Raw genomic sequence first — 17811 nt, 5'->3', positions numbered from 1 at the left:
CTCTCCCGTAAGCTTGTAATCGGAACTAAGGCGTGTTCACAAAGTGATGTGCCGGTCCCGATAAACGCTGCAGGATAAACGAATGCAACGGTTCTTCAACACCGATCTGTGTCAACGCTTGATTCATACATGAGAGCCATGCTTCAGCTCGTTCAACCGTCACTTCGAAATGCATATGGCGGGCACGCATCATCGGATGACCATATGCCTCAGAGAACAAGGCAGGACCACCGAAAAATTGAGATAAAAACATGTACTGTTTATCCATCACTGGCTGAATATCTTCAGGAAACAATGGTGCTAACTTTTCATTTTGCATAACAATCGGGTAAAAGGCTTCTACCAGAGCTCGTACACCTTGTTCCCCGCCGAGATTCTCATAAATACTTAGCGTAGGTTTCATTGATTTGCCCCCACATTAGTTGTGTCGAATTTTGGCATATATTACACTCCTATGCTTAATTGTGAACTAAAATTAAAGACCAGGTTACATACACCCTAATCCTCATTCTATCAAAAAAAAACCAAAAGTCCTATCTAACATCACACAAGATATGGATTATTATTTAACAATTTTTCATATGACAGCATGACATGCACTCACTTACGACTAGATAATAACAACAAAAAAAGCGCCAAACCTAAGGTTCAGCGCATCATTTATTCATTAATAGCTTCGCCAGTCCTCTTCTTCAGAGCGTACAAGCGACGCACGTATAACGTAGACAAAAGCACAGACTAGGACTCCGGTGACAAGACTCATAATCATCACTCCATCCGAAATGAATTCACCCGTTAGCAGATTGAGGTGACGTTCAGGCGTTTTTTTCATTTTAGCATACATCGTTTAAAAATACAGCCATTTTTGCAAGCGCTTTCTACCGTAAATAGGTACTCAGTTGTACTGTTTGTCCGCCTTAGCTCATATATTGATCGCACAAGCCCTTATTCTGCCGGAAAGCCATTTTTCTGAAAAGGAGAGGAATCATGTCTGCTCTTGGTAAGCTGCAAAAACTAACCCACGTCATGTTTATACTTGCTATCCTCGCCCTATGCATGCTCATGATTCTATTTCCGGCGGAAACGTGGCAAGCGGGTGTGCGTGGACTTGCCATCTGGTGGGACGTGTTGTTCCCCTCCCTTTTCCCCTTTTTAGTTTTGTCTGAGCTACTCATCGGGTTTGGGATTGTTCATTTTCTCGGTACGTTACTTAATCCACTTATGCGTCCAATTTTTCGTGTACCGGGGAGCGGTGGGTTCGTATTCGCTGTCAGTTGCGCATCCGGTTATCCTACAGGAGCCAAGTTAACTGCGCAGTTGTGGGAACAGAAGTTGGTTACCCGAGAAGAAGGAGAACGCCTCGTAGCTTTCACCACCTCATCTGATCCCATTTTCATGATCGGTGCCGTATCTGTCGGCTTCTTCCATAATGTTGCCATCGCGCCAGTGTTAGTCGCTTCACACTATGCTGCCGCATTTATCGTCGGACTACTGATGCGTTTCCATGGCAAAGGAACAGATCACTCCAATAAACACTCAATTAGCGAATCTAAAGTTTACCCTTCACATCCAAATAACATACGTAAAAATAAACTGAAGCTCGCTATCGAGTCGATGCATCAGGCTCGGATGGCGGATGGTCGGGCATTTGGCGAATTGTTGCGCCAGGCCATTGCCTCATCCCTTCGACTTATTATTATCGTTGGGGGGTTAGTTGTATTCTTCTCCGTCATCATGGAGCTATTGGTACAAACAGGCTGGCTGGGCGTGTTATACCATTGGACGGAATTAGGTCTAGTTCATGCTGGGCTGCCCCCGGCTCTGTCCCAGAGCCTTGTAGGCGGGTTATTCGAAGTGACTTTGGGAGCCAAAGAAGCCGGAGCCGCAGGAGCAAGTATCCCCCTTATGTACAAGGCGGCAGCCGCAGCATTTGTATTGTCTTGGGGTGGACTCTCTGTTCACGCACAGATTATGAGCATACTGAGCAACACCCCTATGAGGTATGGGCCTTTCCTGTTAGCTAGAGTCATCCATGCACTCATCGCACCAATACTGGTATTGTTGCTATGGGCACCCATTATGGGAACGATGGATTCGCCTGCGTTTGCTCCGAATATCCCTAATTTCACCCCTTTTATATACACCCCGCATTGGGGAACGATTGTTGTTACGGGTCTCGTTACCCTCGGGATTGTGGTGTTCCTGCTGCTGATCTGCTCGTTAATCATTTCTCTATTTTCAAACAGACATGTAAAAAGATAATCCCTTTTGTCCATCTTTAAGGTCAGGAATATCAATCCAACGTTGTGTTCTTCTCCGGAATTGATTATCATCGGTAGTATAATGACCACAAAGGAGCTTTCATCTTGAGATACTATGTTCAAGACCGCGGAGACCAGTTATCGATTGATCTCAGTCAGCAATTTCACGCGCTGGCCAAAGAGGAAGGATTCAAGCTGGATGCAGAATCACCCGAAATTGTTGTCTCTATCGGAGGCGATGGTACGATGCTGCAGGCGTTTCATAACTTCATCGACCGGATCCCGGACATTGCTTTTGTTGGGGTACACACAGGGCATCTCGGATTTTATGCCGACTGGAAGAAGGAAGAATTAAGAGAATTGGTAAGACTCATGAGCGGAAAAGGGGATTCGGAGCATCTTAAACCCCGCATTGTGCAGTATCCGTTACTGGAGCTGGAGATTCGTAAGAAGTCAGGCAATTCCTCTTATATTGCGTTAAATGAATTTACGTTAAAAGGGGTAGATGGTACCGTTGTTGCTCAGGTTGACATCAATGACGTCACTTTCGAGATGTTTCGTGGGGACGGCATCTGTGTCTCGACGCCATCTGGCAGTACAGCCTACAACAAGGCACTTGGTGGAGCTATGGTGCATCCTACAATTGATGCGATTCAGATCGCTGAGATTGCTTCCATTAACAACCGCGTGTATCGGACGCTGGGTTCACCAGTTATTTTGCCGAAGCACCATCACTGCGATATCTTCTCGCGGAAGGATCAACGTCTGTTGATGACGATTGATCACGTTAACGTTATGGTTGAGGATCTTATCTCTGTACGCTGCCAAGTATCTAGTCATAAAGTGAGCTTTGCGCGGTATCGTCCGTATCCGTTCTGGAATCGAGTGCGCACTGCCTTTCTGGACTAGCTACACGACTTGCTATGCCAACGAGAGTTATCTTCTAATAACAAGCTACAAAAAAAGCGACTCCTCTAGGAGCCGCTTTTTGCTTTGGCTGGTGGCTGATCTTTGCACTTTTGTAGAACAAAGTACGCACAACCAAAGTTGCAATATTCATTAATGTAGTCCACCATACTGGAGATCGTAGAATCCTTCGTTGCTTTGGGATGATTGTCCCGGTAGAAGCCCTTCAGACGTAACTGACTGTAACCCCAGTCTCCGATAATATAATCGTATCGTTCCAGCACTTCGCTGTACCGATCACGGAAAACTTCCGCGTTCCATCCTTCTTTGTGGTTCTGTACGATTTCGTAATTTTTCCCACCGACTTGAACGATGATTTTTTCTTGGGGTTTGTCCTCAGGTTTGTCTTGAGATTGATCTTCAGGTTTGTCCTGAAGCGACTCTTGAACCTCTTCTGTACTTCCTTCTTGCACTTCTATATCGTCCATCATGTATCCTCCATCATGCGTGTGTTGCCGCCTGTTCCGCATGTTTGGTAGCTGACTTCACCTGTTCATGCGCATGGTAGGAACTACGCACCATCGGTCCGGATTCCACGTGGCTGAATCCACGTTTCAAACCTTCCTGTTTCAGTGCTGCAAATTCCTCTGGCGGATAATACTTTTCAACAAACAGATGTTTCTCGGAAGGCTGCAAGTACTGACCAATCGTCATAATATCGCAATCTACCGCTCGAAGATCATCCATCGTTGACAGAATTTCATTATACTCCTCACCGACACCCAACATAATACTTGATTTTGTCGGGATGTTCGGCTGCATTTCTTTGGCACGAGCAAGCAGTTCCAGCGATCGTTTATACTTCGCCTTCGCACGCACTTTGTCTGACAACCGCTCAACCGTCTCGATGTTGTGGTTCAAAATATCCGGTTTGGCATCCATAACAATCTGCAACGACTCACGATCGCCCAAAAAGTCTGGAATAAGTACTTCAACACTGCAGAGTGGCAACCGTCTACGTACAGCCTTCACCGTCTCCGCAAAGATCGTAGCCCCGCCATCCTTCAAATCATCACGAGCTACGCTGGTAATGACACAGTGCTGCAGATTCATCTGTTCTGCCGCCTCTGCTACCCGTTCTGGTTCTTGCAAATCTAGTTCCGTTGGCAAGCCGGTATTGACCGCACAAAAACGGCATGCCCGTGTGCAAATATCGCCCAAAATCATAAAAGTTGCCGTTCGATTGGCCCAGCATTCATAAATGTTGGGACAGCGTGCTTCCTCACATACTGTATGCAGCGTTTTGGAACGCATCATCTCTTTCATTTCCTGATAATTATCGCCGGTGGTCAACTTGATCCGAATCCAATCCGGTTTCGGTTCTTTAACACGTTTAGCCAATGCGTAAACCTTCTTTCTACTGAAGTTAGGCTGTTGCTCGGAACATATTATACCATGAAAGCGTTGGAAAAACTCCCATTTGTCTCATCTTGTGCATCACAGCTCTTATATGCAAAATGCTTTCATGGATAAAATCACGACTTTTGAAGAACCTAGGATATAGCTTATTCACTCGGTACTCGTGTTTATCATCTACGGAAAGGGGCTGCTTCCCTGTGCAAGATCGCTTCACAACGCGGTTTACCTATACTTTCTGGATTAAAACGATTCTCGCAGGCACCTTGCTTCTCCCACTCTTGCCTGTAGATGTCCATGGTAAACCCTCTATAACCACATCACAAGTCCAGAACCAGGGTGCAGAACAAAAACCTGCTGAAATTTTCGCTGCACGCCGTCATCTATATGAAAGTATCGGGCAGATAACCGGGATACCCTGGTACAGATTAGCAGCGATTGATCAATATGAACGAACCATTACACGTGCACACCCGAAGGATCGCAAGCATCCCGAACGGCTGACAGGCATCTACATGACGTCTCCAGCATGGAGAGGCTGGTTAAACCCGGATGAGACGGATCAGCATCCGGCCTCCATCCTATTTTTCAACGGGTATGGACGAGATGGTTCAGGTGATGGCCTTGCAGATCCCAACAATGATCTGGATCTACTCTACAGTTTCGCTAGTGTCATTCAGAAGTATGGAAACCGTCAGGAGGACTTTAACATTGCTCTATGGGAGTACTATCACAACTCCAGATCGGTACAACGAGTTCAACAATTTGCTAAGTTATATGAGCACTTCGACAATCTTGATCTATTTGGACATGCATTCCCCGTCCCGTTAGGTAGCAATTATTCCTATCGTAGCACATGGGGAACCAAGCGAAGCTGGGGTGGTTATCGAATTCATGAAGGTACGGATATCTTCGCACCACATGGTCTTCCTGTCCGCAGCACTTGTTATGGCGTTGTAGAAATCAAGGGCTGGAATCCATTCGGTGGTTGGCGGATTGGTATTCGGGACTTGAATAATCACTATCACTATTACGCTCATTTATCTGGATTTGACAAAAACGCCCATATCGGTGAAGTCGTAACGCCAGGTCAAGTCGTTGGTTGGGTAGGCAGCTCCGGTTATGGGAAACCAGGAACTCAAGGCAAATTCCCTCCGCATCTTCATTATGGTATTTATCGAGATAGTGGTCTGACGGAGTGGTCGTTCGATCCCTATCCATCGTTATCTCATTGGGAGCGGGAAGAACGTAAACAGAAGAAAAACAAAAGCAAATAAACGTATGTTGAAGACACTGGATTGAATATTGTAATGTGTTCTTTCTTATTCCTCACCCACGTACCACGTTAGACATCAAACGTCTAAGGTCTAACGTCTAAGCATCAAACATCAAACCCAAAGGAGCCTTATGTTAAGGCTCCTTTGGGTTTTGTCTTTTATTTAAGCTTAATGATTGCCATTCGTGTTGGGCTGCGTTCCATTGATCTCTGGCATCTCATGCTCTAGGTCAAATACGCCTCCCTGTGAGCCTTCAGATGGGGCCTGCTGTTGCGAAGGAGCTGAAGGGTTCGTCGATGGAGTACTACCCGGATTGGATGTCACCCCTCCTTCACTTGATACCCCTGAATGACCTGATGGGAGTGCGATAGCTGGAGCCTGGCTACCATTGCTGCCTACAGGTTTTCCTTGATTATCATAGTAGTACATCGGTACATCGCCTACAACGAGCAGGTATGAGATCGGGATCTCTGTATCCACCGTCTCAGGCTCCATATCAAACGGCACCACCACAGCAACCTCTGCAATGATGTGAATGTATACTTCGACCAAAATCATATTGATACCGGCATTTTGCTGACGGGTGTTCAGGTCTACTTTTACCGCACCCTGAGGCTCGATACGAACCGGGATATTGGGGCCAAATGATGCCATCACAGGGCTGCCTAACGCTTGCCCAAGTGGTATTTTCTCTTTTAACATGTGCACATTCTGTAGGGTGGACTGCACGATGTTCATCGTACTTGCAGTGATTCGCATATGCTCGTTGTAGTTCAGCATAAAACCAGACACTTTCCCGGCAGTATCCGTCTTCCAATCGATTAAGCCTTCCGTTGTCTTACCTTCTGCCACCTGTGCCGTAATCGCTTTGTTGATCGCCTCGGTGGCAATCTGCTTCACCCTAATTTTGGCTAGGTGCATAATAGGGGGCTTCATTTTCTTATCCACGTAGGCAAACCCCTGCATCAAACAAAAAGCAGTTACTAATAAAATGATCAACCACATTTTGCGCTTGCCACTTGGCGGTTTACGGCGTCTCCGGCTTCGCCATCTTCTTCTCATCAATTTAGTGTCCCTCCCCTGCGGGATGAGCTATACGAGGTTGTTTAACCCGATTAGGTATAGTTATCCTTATGCACTGTTGTCCCGAAAAAGAAGGACAGCACCTCTTATATGATAAGTTGGCAAACGCCCACTTTTATAAACGACAAAAAAAGTGCACCCTCCCACTACATCTGTGGAAGAGTACACTTATTACTTATTACTATGGCTAAATATATGGATTAGTTCTTCTCGACAGCGTGACCGCCAAACTCATTACGCAATGCAGCTACCACTTTACCTGTGAACGTATCTGTCTCCAGGGAGCGATAACGCATCAACAAGGACAACGCAATAACAGGTGTAGCCGTTTGAAGGTCAAATGCTGTTTCAACTGTCCAACGACCTTCGCCGGAAGAGTGCATAACACCTTTGATTTCATCCAAGTTCGCATCTTTGGAGAATGCACGCTCTGTCAATTCCATCAACCAAGAACGAATAACGGAACCGTTGTTCCATACCCGTGCAACTTGCTCGAAGTCGAAGTCAAAACCGCTTTTCTCCAATACGTCGAAGCCTTCACCGATAGAAGCCATCATACCGTACTCGATACCGTTGTGAACCATTTTGAGGAAGTGACCGCTGCCCGCTTTACCTGCATACAGGTAGCCGTTCTCAACGGAAGTATCTTTGAATGCTGGTTCAACCACTGCCCATGCTTCTGGGTCGCCACCGATCATGTAACATGCACCGTTACGCGCACCTTCCATACCACCGGAAGTACCTGCGTCCATGTAATGGATGCCTTGTGGTTTCAACTCTTCATAACGACGGATCGATTCTTTGTAGTGGGAGTTACCCGCTTCAATGATGATGTCGCCTTTGGAGAGAAGTGGGCTAATCTCAGCCAATACTGCATCTACTACGTTGTGAGGAACCATAATCCACAATACACGTGGGGATTCAAGAGATGCAACCATTTCTGCATAAGAAGATACGCCTTGTGCACCGTATTCTGACATTTCTTTCACAGCTTCAGTGTTCAAGTCAAAAGCTACGACTTCATGTTTGTGATCAATCAAGTTTCTTCCAAGGTTCAATCCCATTTTACCTAATCCAACGAGTCCGAGTTTCATAATAAATCCTCCTGTAATGTGAACTATGTTTAAATTTCTTTTGCACTCAGTATAAAAATTAAGGTTTGCATTCCGCATCAATCGTTGCGGTTACGGATCGTTCTTTCGATCGTTTCCGTACCCTACCTACGGCGTTACTCCAAAAGTTAATTCAACTGAGAGCATCTATATTCAAAAATTTTCACAGCCTTCTAAGGTAAAGATAAGTGGAAGGTCTTACGCAAAATTGGAATGGTACAATTGGAACTTTGAAGCCGTTACTTCTTATCAAAATTGAAATCGTAATGTTAAATTGCTTACCACCAACGGAATCCGTTCTCTGCTGTCAGGCGGTCTGCTGATTCAGGACCATGTGAACCTGCTGCATACGTATCCAGTGGAACACTGCCTTCTTGGAAGGCTTCTTGAATCGGTTGAACCCATTTCCATGCCAACTCAACTTCATTCCAGTGTGCGAAGAAAGTGGAGTCTCCACGCATTGCGTCGAAGATCAAATTCTCATATGCTTCAGGCACATTGCGTTTGCCTGAGCTGAACGTCATACTCATCGGCTCCACTTCACCATGGTTCAATGGATTCTTCGCATTTAATTGAAGCGAGATGCTTTCTCCTGGTCCAATTTCAATGGTTAGCAGGTTCGGCTCCATCGTATTCTCGGATTCATGCCCTGTTTTCAGTGGAGCTTTGAATTCAACGACGATTCGGGTAGATTTCTCAGCCATACGTTTACCTGTACGGATATAGAATGGAACCTCACTCCAGAATGGATCATCAACCCACAATCTTGCAGCTACATAGGTTTCATTCTGAGAACCAGCTGGAATACCAGGCTCGTCCAGATAACCAACAACAGAAGAACCTTGCAGGTCGCCTGCTGCATATTGAGCACGAACAACCTCGGTTGCGATATTCTCTTTCGACAGTGGACGAAGAGACTCGGCAATCTTACGTTTCTTAAATTGAATTTCTTCTGGGGTACAACGCTTCGGCAAATGTAAACCGATCATCATCAGCAACTGAAGCATGTGGTTTTGGAACATGTCACGAAGTGCACCACTTTGGTCATAATAGGCAGCACGCTCTTCAACACCAACCGTTTCACTTGCTGTAATTTGTACATTGGCAATATAGCGGTTAGACCACAAAGCCTGAATTACTGGATTCGCGTAAGTTAACGTCTCCATATTCTGAACCATCGGTTTACCGAGGAAGTGGTCAATGCGATAGATTTCTTCTTCTGCAAAGGTATTGCTAAGCTTCTCATTTAGTTCACGTGCGGATTGGAGATCATGTCCAAAAGGTTTTTCGATAATCAGTTTCTTCCAGCCTTTCGTGTTACCGAGTCCACTTTCTTGGATATTCAGTGCGATCGGCTCGAAGAATTCTGGTGCTACCGACATGTAGAACATGCGATTCTCAGGAATGCTAAGTTCTTGCTCACGCTGTTGAACCAACTCAAGCAGTTTGGTGTAATCTTCAAGCTTCGTATTGTTTAGAGAACAATAGCGGAAAGCCCCAATGAAATCACGTACCTGGGACGCTTCCTCCGGAGTTTGGCGTGAAAATTCATGCAATGACTTTTCGACATTCGCCTGAAAGTCTGCATCCGACAATTCACGCCGACCCAGACCAATAACGGAAAAGGATTTCGGCATTTTTTGATCCATGTACAGATTATATAATGCAGGGTAAATCTTGCGTTTTGCTAAATCGCCTGTTGCCCCAAACAGGACAAATGTCATTGCATCCATTGGAGTGCCTCCTGTGCTCTGTGCAGTATAGTATATGATGTTGCAAAATGTTCAAATCCAAGCATGACAAAAGACGGAATAAGTGGGTATGCTACCCGCCTTGCCTCCGTTTACATATCCGGCCTGAATTTAACATGGAACATTCCTTCTCTCCACAACTCGTTTGTAGGTTATAAATTGTAACCATTTGAATTAACGTTACCCATATTACACCTGTCGTCACAATTCGTCAACAATCATGTCTAACCTGTGAACACCAGTGTTTACAGGGTTTTTCTTTGATGATAACGCTTTATGTGGTAACATTAATAACAATTGGCATGTGACCTTTTATACATAAAGCAACTAGACACCAAGGTTACAATAAGTATACTAATGCTATAATAAGCATAACCAAACTAAAGGAGTACAATTATGAGCGAGGATAAGAATGCCAAGCAAATGTGCGAAAAAGTGGAACAATCTTATCAGATCATTGGCCGCAAATGGGTAGCCCTCATTATTCATGCGTTAATGGAAGAACCCAAACGTTTCAGTGAAATTCACGCTTATATCCCTGACTTGAGCAAACGTGTGTTGAATGAACGAATGAAGGAACTTGAGGAAGAAGGACTAGTGGTTCGTCATGTGGTTACAGAACGTCCGGTTCGGACAGAATATATGTTGTCCCGCAAAGGGACAGAGCTCGGGAGGGCATTAAGTGCCGTGGAACGATGGGCTGATAAGTGGCTTTAAGATGGAGCGAGGCAGAATCAGCGAGGTTCAAGTCGTTGTTCGGCATTTCGCTCCTATTCCTTCTTCAGAAATAATACATCTATACCATTCACTTCGGTAACGTAAATATAACGTCCAATGGATCTTTGCCTGCAAAAAATGCGTCGTACAATTGCTTTACTTCAGGTGAATCCAAATCCTTCTCTTGCGAGTTAATCAACTCTTCCAATGTTTCCAGAACGCTTATTTCTCTTGCTGACAGCACCTTCGAGTTCAGCAAGAGTTCTTTTTGATTAGGAAGCAATCCTCTAGGCCAGCAATCCGCATAAACGCCATGGTAAGTATCATACAAGAACGTAATTTGGCTGATGCCAGCATATTTTCGAACCTGTGGATGCACCAATAACAGAAATTGTGCAATGATCCCAGAACGCCATCTTATACTTGAAATTTCTTTGGCCTCTGTGAGTAGTTTTGATTCATTGCCTGGCGATCCGGTCACATCATCCAATTCAAATCGGGAAAGGATTGTGATGGTCTTTTCTTTATCCACATGTTTTATTAATTGAATCACGATCTCTTGTTTACGCACCCCAGCATGAACAAATCCATTTAAGCAAGATATAATATCGTCTAAATTCGTAGCATGATCACGTATACATCGGATGTATTCATTGAAAAGTTCATCAGAATATCCAACACTGTTCTCATCCCAATAATACGATTGAACTATCGTCTCAATTAATGAAGCTCGGTCATATTTATCATCAATTCGTGGTAGAAGTTCTATCATATATTCCACAAAATCATCACCACAATATTCTAGAATCGGCGGGATGTATTTTATTTTCTCCAGTAAAACAAAGAATGTCAGATACTCTATCGTATCTTTATCTTTGGTTAGATATTTAAGTGCTTCATTCATGTCAATACAGCTCCAATTGTTCTAGCTGTTTCAATGCAATGTGCTGATAAGGCTCGCACAGTCTAGTTATTTTTTGAATCAATGTAGGATTCTCTAGCTGTTTTTCGTCTGCATAAACTTCTTTCCATATGTCATAGAAACTCACACCATAATGTATAGAGGATGTGTTCGCTGGGTCATCTTCATAACTTAATTTATTGATGATATCACGTAGACTTAATCTATTTTCAATAAATTGAAGGTAATAATAACCAACGGTAGTATCACTAGGTGAGAAGTTATTTTCTGCGTAATAACGCTCTTCCATTCTTTTTTCACACAAAGCTGTCCCAAGTTCGACGATATCCTTAGCTAAAGACACGTCATAAATCCAGTATTCCACCTGACTTTTCGCTAGAATCTGTCGATCTGCCCAGTCCTGCCAATCAGGTTTGGTATAATATTCACTCTCACATGCTATGTATAGATAATCTGCGATCATGGTGTTGTCTCCTTACATACTTATCTCAATATTTGCTTTGAATTCTCTACAATGTAACTCATTTCATTCTAAGATCTTCACACCTGGTTTCATTGGGTCTTCCAGATGAATTCCGCTAGCCACTATACTTGCTATCACTTCAATTGAATCTTGACCCTTTGCTGAATACGCTGAGAAAGTGAACAAAAACATGCCATCGTCCAGCTCTTCTACCTTCAACTCAGTAATGCTATCGTTAGGAATGTAGCCACTCGGCTCCATCCGGATGGATTCAACATTAGAGAACACAATGTATCCATTAATAATGTCTTCATCTGAGTAATAATTCCACGTAGTCGTTCTAACTCTAGATACTGTGGTCACCTGTATTCTCACTTCGGAGTTCCAGCCATCCATAATGATTTGCTTACAACCGCGATCACCAAGATAAACTGTTTGAATAAACGCTTTAGGATGCATAAAGCTACACTTCCCTCATTTTCATGTGCTTAGTTGCTCAAATAGTTTTGATCATTCTTTTCCAGGTACTTTGAAATGCGTCGAAATTATCTGCAACTTTATATAGCCCCTCATTACGGGTAGGATCATCATACTCCATATCCTTCCAATAATAAATACTCTCCAGTTCGTCCATCAAAATCTTGCCTCCTGCAGCAGTTTCTCCAATGAGAATGTGCCCAGTCGGAAATTCATCCTTGAACGTATTCCAATACGCAAGATCATATTGTTTCTCTACGTGAACGCCAAATATAACATGTAATGGGATAACCTCATTTAATTCCTCCACTACAAACGTACAGTAATGAACAAGCACTTTACCTCCATTATGATTTCTTAGATATGTCCTGTAGCCTGGAGGCAGCTTCCTATCTAACTTTTGTTCCAGCTCATCTAATATCACATCGGTAGCGTAGCCGAAACTTCTAAGAAAAATCGGATGTCCTTTATCAATCGCTTGCCTATATTTCTCAACTTCACTTATAAATCGTTCCACATCTCTTTCGTTAAGATCATAAGGGCTGAACAACCACTGGACATAGTCACATTTCTTCGAATAATCCACCCTTGTCCAATGAGATGGTTGAATTTTTAACATGTAAGATAAGCAACGTTCCCAAACCCAATCTTTCTTGTGCTCTAACCAGTTTGACCAACGTTCGATCTTATTCATATCTGTAGCAGACTGGAGATCTACAATCGTTTTCAATACACGCTGAGCCAGTTCCGCAGTATACGGACTTGCCTGTATATCGATATCAGAGGGACTGAGGTTAAACTTAGCTTCAAATATAACTCTATGGAGGGCAAGCAGTTCCGTTTCTTCCTCAACGATCAGTTTAGATCTGTGCATTCAAGTTACCTCCTCATTTCTCTACGACTCATGTTCACTCATACCGACTTCCCGTAAATAAGATCATAGCAACTAGCTTCCAGTTCAAACGTTCCAATTGTTCTCTCTCGGATTCTGGGTATAGCCCATCCATATCCTCAATCCATGATGCCATCCCGTTTAAATAATCCTCCAGTGAAATGTTCGCCCAATCCTCCGAATTGTTCTTCAGATCATCTACTAAAGAGGAAATAAATCGAACTATATCTTCTCGATTCTCAATCTTCTCCAGATTCTCATAGATATTAGACATATCATTTGCTTCTGGACTACTCATTCTGATTCCCACCACTTTCTGATCGCTCGCAAAATCATTTACTGTTTCGAATGGTTTATTCCAATTTACATGATCATTTCTCATTACGATTACACCCTTTCAACCATTGCCTAGGTCTTCTTTTATAAATGATCCATACTCCACATCACACCCCCATGTTGGGTGTTTAACATTCAATTGCTGAAGTAATTCTGTCATGATTGCGGCATCTTGAGGGATACATTGCTCCACGTCTTCCCAACCTACTAGAATTAATTTATGAGGCATCTCCACCAAACCCATTATCGCATCCCAAAATGCATCCCAATTCATGCCATAGAAATCTGGAAAGCCAAGATCTTTTTTCAAAAGAAGATGTAGTTGAGCGGAATTCTTTACCTCAGTTACATCAATAATCACGACATTTTCTCGATCTTTCTTTTTCAGAATTCATTATATTAACGCCACCATCCTTCTATTAAATTCAAAGCTCTATACGTGGTATGCCACAGAAACCTCTGAATTCGTCCTCGAAGAATTCATTCCACTGTAATACGAGTACCAACAATTCAAAGTTGCATATATGTAAATCACGTTTACTTTAAGATGCAAAAAGACTATAGGGTTTATTTGGAAAAGAAAAACAAAGTGTAAAATAGAAACTTCAACCTAAAAAACTGGAGCAGAAGGCATAACCCAGTCCGGCTCCAGTCAGTCTGTATATAATTCTATACTTCTACGCTCATATTACTTAATAACAACCATGACGCCAGCCAGTGGATAAGCCTAATAAAATTGATTTTCAACTCATTTCTCACGCTGCCCTCTTCCTATCGCACACTATAACCGATCTGGTCTAAATACGAATAAAATTGCTTTCGCACTTGCTCCAAATCCTGCTTCTGTTCTGCTGATAATCGCTCCTCATGAATGCTGCCATCCTTATCCACAACGATAGCTTCATACTTCTCCATGTTCTCGAACAAGGTTTGAAATTCAATAAATTCCTCCTTCGAAAGCCTCTCCTCCGCTGCCTTATATGTTTCAGCACGGAATTGTTCACGATTCATCATTTCCTTCTGTTCACTCACACCTTCTAACCGTTCGAAGAATGGGTCCAAACTTGCCGCCAGTTGATTGTACTTCTCCTGATCCACTGTGCTCCATTGCTCCGGATGCAAGTCTCCTTGTGGATCAGCGTGCGTTAGAGCCATCTGACCCAACTGTTTCAGTAGACTCATATACTGCGTGAACTCATCGTCACTAAAATACGCCTTGGCTTCCTGCAGCTTCGCTTCCAAACGATTATAATCGGCCGCTGTACCTCCCAACACGGTTATGTTTTGTTCAGAACCATAGATATCATCTGCAAGATAGGTGTAGCCTGCATAAGCGCCTGTAGGGATAATTAGAACCGCTGCGATTACGGCTGCGACTATCCATTTACGTGAACGCCTGTTTCCCATGGACTTACTTCGGATAGTTTTGAGCATATTCTCTTTCCCTTCTTGTGGGTTAGACCAATGTCTTGTCTCCTGGCGATAGGCCGAACGTAATTCATCCTCCAGTTTCATGCCAATCCTCCACCTTTCCTATTTTCAAATGAATAGATCATACTCTTCTTCTGACGTAACTTAGTCAGTGCAGCATGAATTCGAGATTTAACCGTACCGAGCGGAATATCTAGAATCCAGGCAATTTCTTCTTGGGTGTATTCGTTTAAATAGTGCAGGGTAACCACTTGCTGCAATTTGTATGGCAACCGACGTACTTGTTCTAGCAGAGGCTGATGTGCCAATTTACTGATTAGATCAACAGAGAAATCAATCTCCATGCCGGTGTCTGACTTCTCAATCCGTTGATTAAACCGAAATTGGGTCAGCCTCCGTCGCCTATAATTTTTCACCTGTCGCATCGTTATACCCATAAGCCACGGACGAAAAGCACGCCCTGAATCATATCGATCCAACGACCGATACGCATGAATATAAATATCCTGCACCAGATCTTCCGTATCCGAGACATGATTAATCAGGAACCGGACAGTCCGGTACACATCCGTTACTGTTCTTTCATACAACTCTCCATAGGCTTCATCATCACCAGCCCGTGTTAACGCTACAAGTTCTATGTATTCATGTTCCTCTCTCATCAGCCAGCCCCTCTCCTCTATTCACTATATATTGGCATAACGAGCCCATATCGTTCGATTTATTTTAGTTACAGGTGCCTCTACACGGTTAGGAAAAGCAACGACTAAGCAATTCACTGAACAGGGATGGAATGTCATAGACTGGTTGAGTTCACCTGCTGTCTTCGAGATACTGGCAATGATCACTGATGAGAGGAAAACCAGTGCACAACTAACCTCCACGGTAAGGAAGTGTTCTACTTGTGAAAGAAAAGATAATAAACCTGACTGGACTGAGACTGCGCTCTTGTCCGGGTCAGGTTTTTGATTAGCCTTAATTTTCAGTTCTACACCAAACTCATTAGTTGAATTTTAAAAGAAAGACATTTAATAACTTATAGTGATATTCTTAAATTTTTTAATCTGTCGATCGTAATTTTTATTATTTACATTTATCTCATATGTATGTGGTTTATAATACTTATATTGTTTGCTCTCTTCATCATAAGAAGCTTCTCTGTCAATTATTTCAACCTCTTCTGCCCCAATAAAACATAAAAGAACATCGCGAAATAAAGATAGCAGCTCGACATGTGAAAGACTCCGCAAATCACCCTCATATACCACATTTCCAAAAGTATCACTTGTCGTATACATACCTTTTCTATTTTCATCAATGCACATAATCTCTTCATCGTAAACAAAAATTGATGTTTGATCTCCATTAAAACTAATAAACAAATCCTGTTTCTCTCCATCAAAACATATAAATTGAATTGGTGTACTTGATGTTATTTCAATCTCTCTATCGTCTTGAGACAATGTTCTTATAGCTATAGATGAGTTATTCTCGAATTTAGTTATAAAATACTTATAAAGTTCTTCATTAGAAAATTGCATACATACACTGGAACCATAATTCACTTTTTCTGGCATTGATTAAACACCGTCCTTGGTACAAGCGTAAAAGTCATGATAATATTTACATCAATTAAGCGTGTTGTTGACATAAAAGTGCCGATATTTCTAATCATTAAATATTCTACATTAATTCCCACGATTTTCTCAAGGTAAGCTAAAGCTTCATCTAGGGATAAAAACTGAAACTTAAAACAATGCAGCCACACATAAATGGAAAACAATATCGCTCCCTATATACAATATCACCACGTACATATCCTTGAAGGACACCCATACCTTGACCCTAGTTATATTCCATGTTACGTTTTCTGTATTAAATTATTGAGCTTTTAAAGGGGGACCGGTGATGACTGAATTAGAAATCGTAGATGTTTATGTGAACCTGTCAACAAACATCAACACTGGCATGGTTCACAACATAACTAATCAGAATCCGGCACTTTATCCTCCTACTATATAGAGTCACTTGGCACTATATCCTAGTCGCTAGGTTTCTTCACCGTATAATTAGGTTGATGTAACGCAAAAAGGCACCGGAGAATGGAACTTTTTTGTGTTTTTCATCTAAGGAAATCCGGAAATTTTGACTAACCTAAAAAGTCTTAGATAAAGTCATTCATTTCAGAGACAATCTGAAATTCTGATTATGTTCAAATGTAAAAGTGAAGCAATCCATGTCATGGTAGCTACTCTGCCGGACTAACTTTTATATTTCACATAAAAAGGATGATCTTTATGTCGTTAATTAACGTTACTAACCTTAACTTCGCCTATGATGGCAGTTACGATAATATATTTGAACATGTAAGCTTTCAGCTAGACACCGATTGGAAATTGGGTTTTACCGGCAGAAACGGGAGAGGCAAAACAACCTTCCTGCAATTGCTGCTTGGTAAATACGAGTACAGTGGGCAGATCTCGGCTAAGGTTGATTTTGAATACTTCCCTTTCAAAGTAAAGGATAAGAGCATGATGACCCTAGACGTCGTCGAGGACATTTATCCTGAATACCTGCATTGGCAGCTTGTGCGAGAGCTTAACCTGTTGAAAGTATCTGAAGATGTTCTGTATCGGCCTTTCGATTCCTTGTCTCAGGGGGAACAAACCAAAGTCATGCTTGCAGCCTTGTTCCTGAAGGATAATCAATTTCTGCTCATCGATGAGCCTACGAACCATCTGGATCTGCATGCGCGGAAAATCGTNAC

20 protein-coding genes and 1 pseudogene are annotated in these 17811 nt (G+C 42.8%); 5 read left to right on the top strand and 16 right to left on the bottom strand.

What is annotated here, in order from left to right; all coding sequences use genetic code 11:
- Positions 1 to 25 precede the first annotated feature (25 nt).
- Positions 26 to 403 carry a globin domain-containing protein gene (locus ASD24_RS26405; protein ID WP_056702302.1) on the bottom strand — a complete coding sequence of 126 codons (378 nt, stop codon included), beginning with the start codon at positions 401 to 403 and terminating at the stop codon, positions 26 to 28.
- Between the two features lie 264 nt (positions 404 to 667).
- A complete protein-coding gene (locus ASD24_RS30485) occupies positions 668 to 832 on the bottom strand; it encodes a hypothetical protein (protein WP_156395562.1) in 165 nt (54 codons plus the stop codon).
- Between the two features lie 155 nt (positions 833 to 987).
- On the opposite strand from ASD24_RS30485, the gene ylbJ reads away from it, so the two are divergent.
- Positions 988 to 2262, top strand: a complete 1275-nt coding sequence (gene ylbJ, locus ASD24_RS26400) for a sporulation integral membrane protein YlbJ (RefSeq protein ID WP_056702299.1) — start codon at positions 988 to 990, stop codon at positions 2260 to 2262.
- A 104-nt stretch (positions 2263 to 2366) separates the two neighbouring features.
- The gene (locus tag ASD24_RS26395; RefSeq protein ID WP_056702297.1) at positions 2367 to 3170 is read left to right on the top strand and encodes an NAD kinase; all 804 of its coding nucleotides are present in this window, start codon (positions 2367 to 2369) and stop codon (positions 3168 to 3170) included.
- Positions 3171 to 3235: 65 nt separating this feature from the next.
- On the opposite strand, the gene ASD24_RS26390 is transcribed toward ASD24_RS26395, so the two are convergent.
- Together ASD24_RS26390 and lipA are read right to left on the bottom strand one after the other, a co-directional pair.
- On the bottom strand, positions 3236 to 3658 hold the full coding sequence (locus tag ASD24_RS26390) for a YutD family protein (protein WP_235540890.1): 423 nt from the start codon (positions 3656 to 3658) through the stop codon (positions 3236 to 3238).
- Positions 3659 to 3668: 10 nt separating this feature from the next.
- Positions 3669 to 4568 carry a lipoyl synthase gene (gene lipA, locus ASD24_RS26385; protein WP_056702296.1) on the bottom strand — a complete coding sequence of 300 codons (900 nt, stop codon included), beginning with the start codon at positions 4566 to 4568 and terminating at the stop codon, positions 3669 to 3671.
- 215 nt (positions 4569 to 4783) lie between these two features.
- On the opposite strand from lipA, the gene ASD24_RS26380 reads away from it, so the two are divergent.
- Positions 4784 to 5860, top strand: a complete 1077-nt coding sequence (locus tag ASD24_RS26380) for a M23 family metallopeptidase (RefSeq protein WP_056702294.1) — start codon at positions 4784 to 4786, stop codon at positions 5858 to 5860.
- A gap of 168 nt (positions 5861 to 6028) precedes the next feature.
- Here the strand turns inward: ASD24_RS26380 and yunB are convergent, their stop codons facing one another.
- The 3 genes from yunB to zwf all read right to left on the bottom strand — a co-directional run bounded on the left by yunB (position 6029) and on the right by zwf (position 9788).
- Positions 6029 to 6922, bottom strand: a complete 894-nt coding sequence (gene yunB, locus ASD24_RS26375) for a sporulation protein YunB (RefSeq protein WP_235540888.1) — start codon at positions 6920 to 6922, stop codon at positions 6029 to 6031.
- Between the two features lie 221 nt (positions 6923 to 7143).
- Complete coding sequence (gene gnd / locus ASD24_RS26370) at positions 7144 to 8037, bottom strand: phosphogluconate dehydrogenase (NAD(+)-dependent, decarboxylating) (protein WP_056702290.1); 894 nt, start codon at positions 8035 to 8037, stop codon at positions 7144 to 7146.
- A 296-nt stretch (positions 8038 to 8333) separates the two neighbouring features.
- The gene (gene zwf, locus ASD24_RS26365; RefSeq protein WP_056702288.1) at positions 8334 to 9788 is read right to left on the bottom strand and encodes a glucose-6-phosphate dehydrogenase; all 1455 of its coding nucleotides are present in this window, start codon (positions 9786 to 9788) and stop codon (positions 8334 to 8336) included.
- 414 nt (positions 9789 to 10202) lie between these two features.
- On the opposite strand from zwf, the gene ASD24_RS26360 reads away from it, so the two are divergent.
- Positions 10203 to 10523 (top strand): winged helix-turn-helix transcriptional regulator, encoded by a 321-nt coding sequence (locus ASD24_RS26360; RefSeq protein WP_056702287.1) that lies wholly within the window; start codon positions 10203 to 10205, stop codon positions 10521 to 10523.
- 88 nt (positions 10524 to 10611) lie between these two features.
- On the opposite strand, the gene ASD24_RS26355 is transcribed toward ASD24_RS26360, so the two are convergent.
- The 9 genes from ASD24_RS26355 to ASD24_RS26315 form a co-directional block, all read right to left on the bottom strand.
- On the bottom strand, positions 10612 to 11427 hold the full coding sequence (locus tag ASD24_RS26355; RefSeq protein ID WP_056702284.1) for a hypothetical protein: 816 nt from the start codon (positions 11425 to 11427) through the stop codon (positions 10612 to 10614).
- Between the two features lies 1 nt (position 11428).
- The gene (locus ASD24_RS26350) at positions 11429 to 11908 is read right to left on the bottom strand and encodes a hypothetical protein (protein WP_056702282.1); all 480 of its coding nucleotides are present in this window, start codon (positions 11906 to 11908) and stop codon (positions 11429 to 11431) included.
- Between the two features lie 63 nt (positions 11909 to 11971).
- A complete protein-coding gene (locus tag ASD24_RS26345; RefSeq protein WP_056702280.1) occupies positions 11972 to 12367 on the bottom strand; it encodes a DUF6258 family protein in 396 nt (131 codons plus the stop codon).
- A 37-nt stretch (positions 12368 to 12404) separates the two neighbouring features.
- Positions 12405 to 13259 (bottom strand): SMI1/KNR4 family protein, encoded by an 855-nt coding sequence (locus ASD24_RS26340; protein ID WP_056702278.1) that lies wholly within the window; start codon positions 13257 to 13259, stop codon positions 12405 to 12407.
- A 34-nt stretch (positions 13260 to 13293) separates the two neighbouring features.
- Positions 13294 to 13659 carry a DUF7660 family protein gene (locus tag ASD24_RS26335; protein WP_235540886.1) on the bottom strand — a complete coding sequence of 122 codons (366 nt, stop codon included), beginning with the start codon at positions 13657 to 13659 and terminating at the stop codon, positions 13294 to 13296.
- A 15-nt stretch (positions 13660 to 13674) separates the two neighbouring features.
- A complete protein-coding gene (locus ASD24_RS26330) occupies positions 13675 to 13974 on the bottom strand; it encodes a barstar family protein (protein WP_235540884.1) in 300 nt (99 codons plus the stop codon).
- A 410-nt stretch (positions 13975 to 14384) separates the two neighbouring features.
- Complete coding sequence (locus ASD24_RS26325; RefSeq protein WP_056702275.1) at positions 14385 to 15128, bottom strand: DUF3600 domain-containing protein; 744 nt, start codon at positions 15126 to 15128, stop codon at positions 14385 to 14387.
- On the bottom strand, positions 15125 to 15706 hold the full coding sequence (locus tag ASD24_RS26320; protein ID WP_056702273.1) for a sigma-70 family RNA polymerase sigma factor: 582 nt from the start codon (positions 15704 to 15706) through the stop codon (positions 15125 to 15127). The genes ASD24_RS26325 and ASD24_RS26320 overlap by 4 nt, the downstream gene beginning before the upstream one ends.
- A gap of 366 nt (positions 15707 to 16072) precedes the next feature.
- Positions 16073 to 16621 carry a hypothetical protein gene (locus ASD24_RS26315; protein ID WP_056702272.1) on the bottom strand — a complete coding sequence of 183 codons (549 nt, stop codon included), beginning with the start codon at positions 16619 to 16621 and terminating at the stop codon, positions 16073 to 16075.
- A 720-nt stretch (positions 16622 to 17341) separates the two neighbouring features.
- Here ASD24_RS26315 and ASD24_RS31210 point away from each other — a divergent pair.
- Positions 17342 to 17808: pseudogene (locus ASD24_RS31210) on the top strand (ATP-binding cassette domain-containing protein); the annotation flags it as partial.
- Between the last annotated feature and the right edge of the window lie 3 nt (positions 17809 to 17811).

The organism is Paenibacillus sp. Root52, from assembly GCF_001426865.1.
Classification (GTDB): Bacteria; Bacillota; Bacilli; order Paenibacillales; family Paenibacillaceae; genus Paenibacillus.
This window is presented reverse-complemented; position numbering and strand designations above follow the sequence as displayed.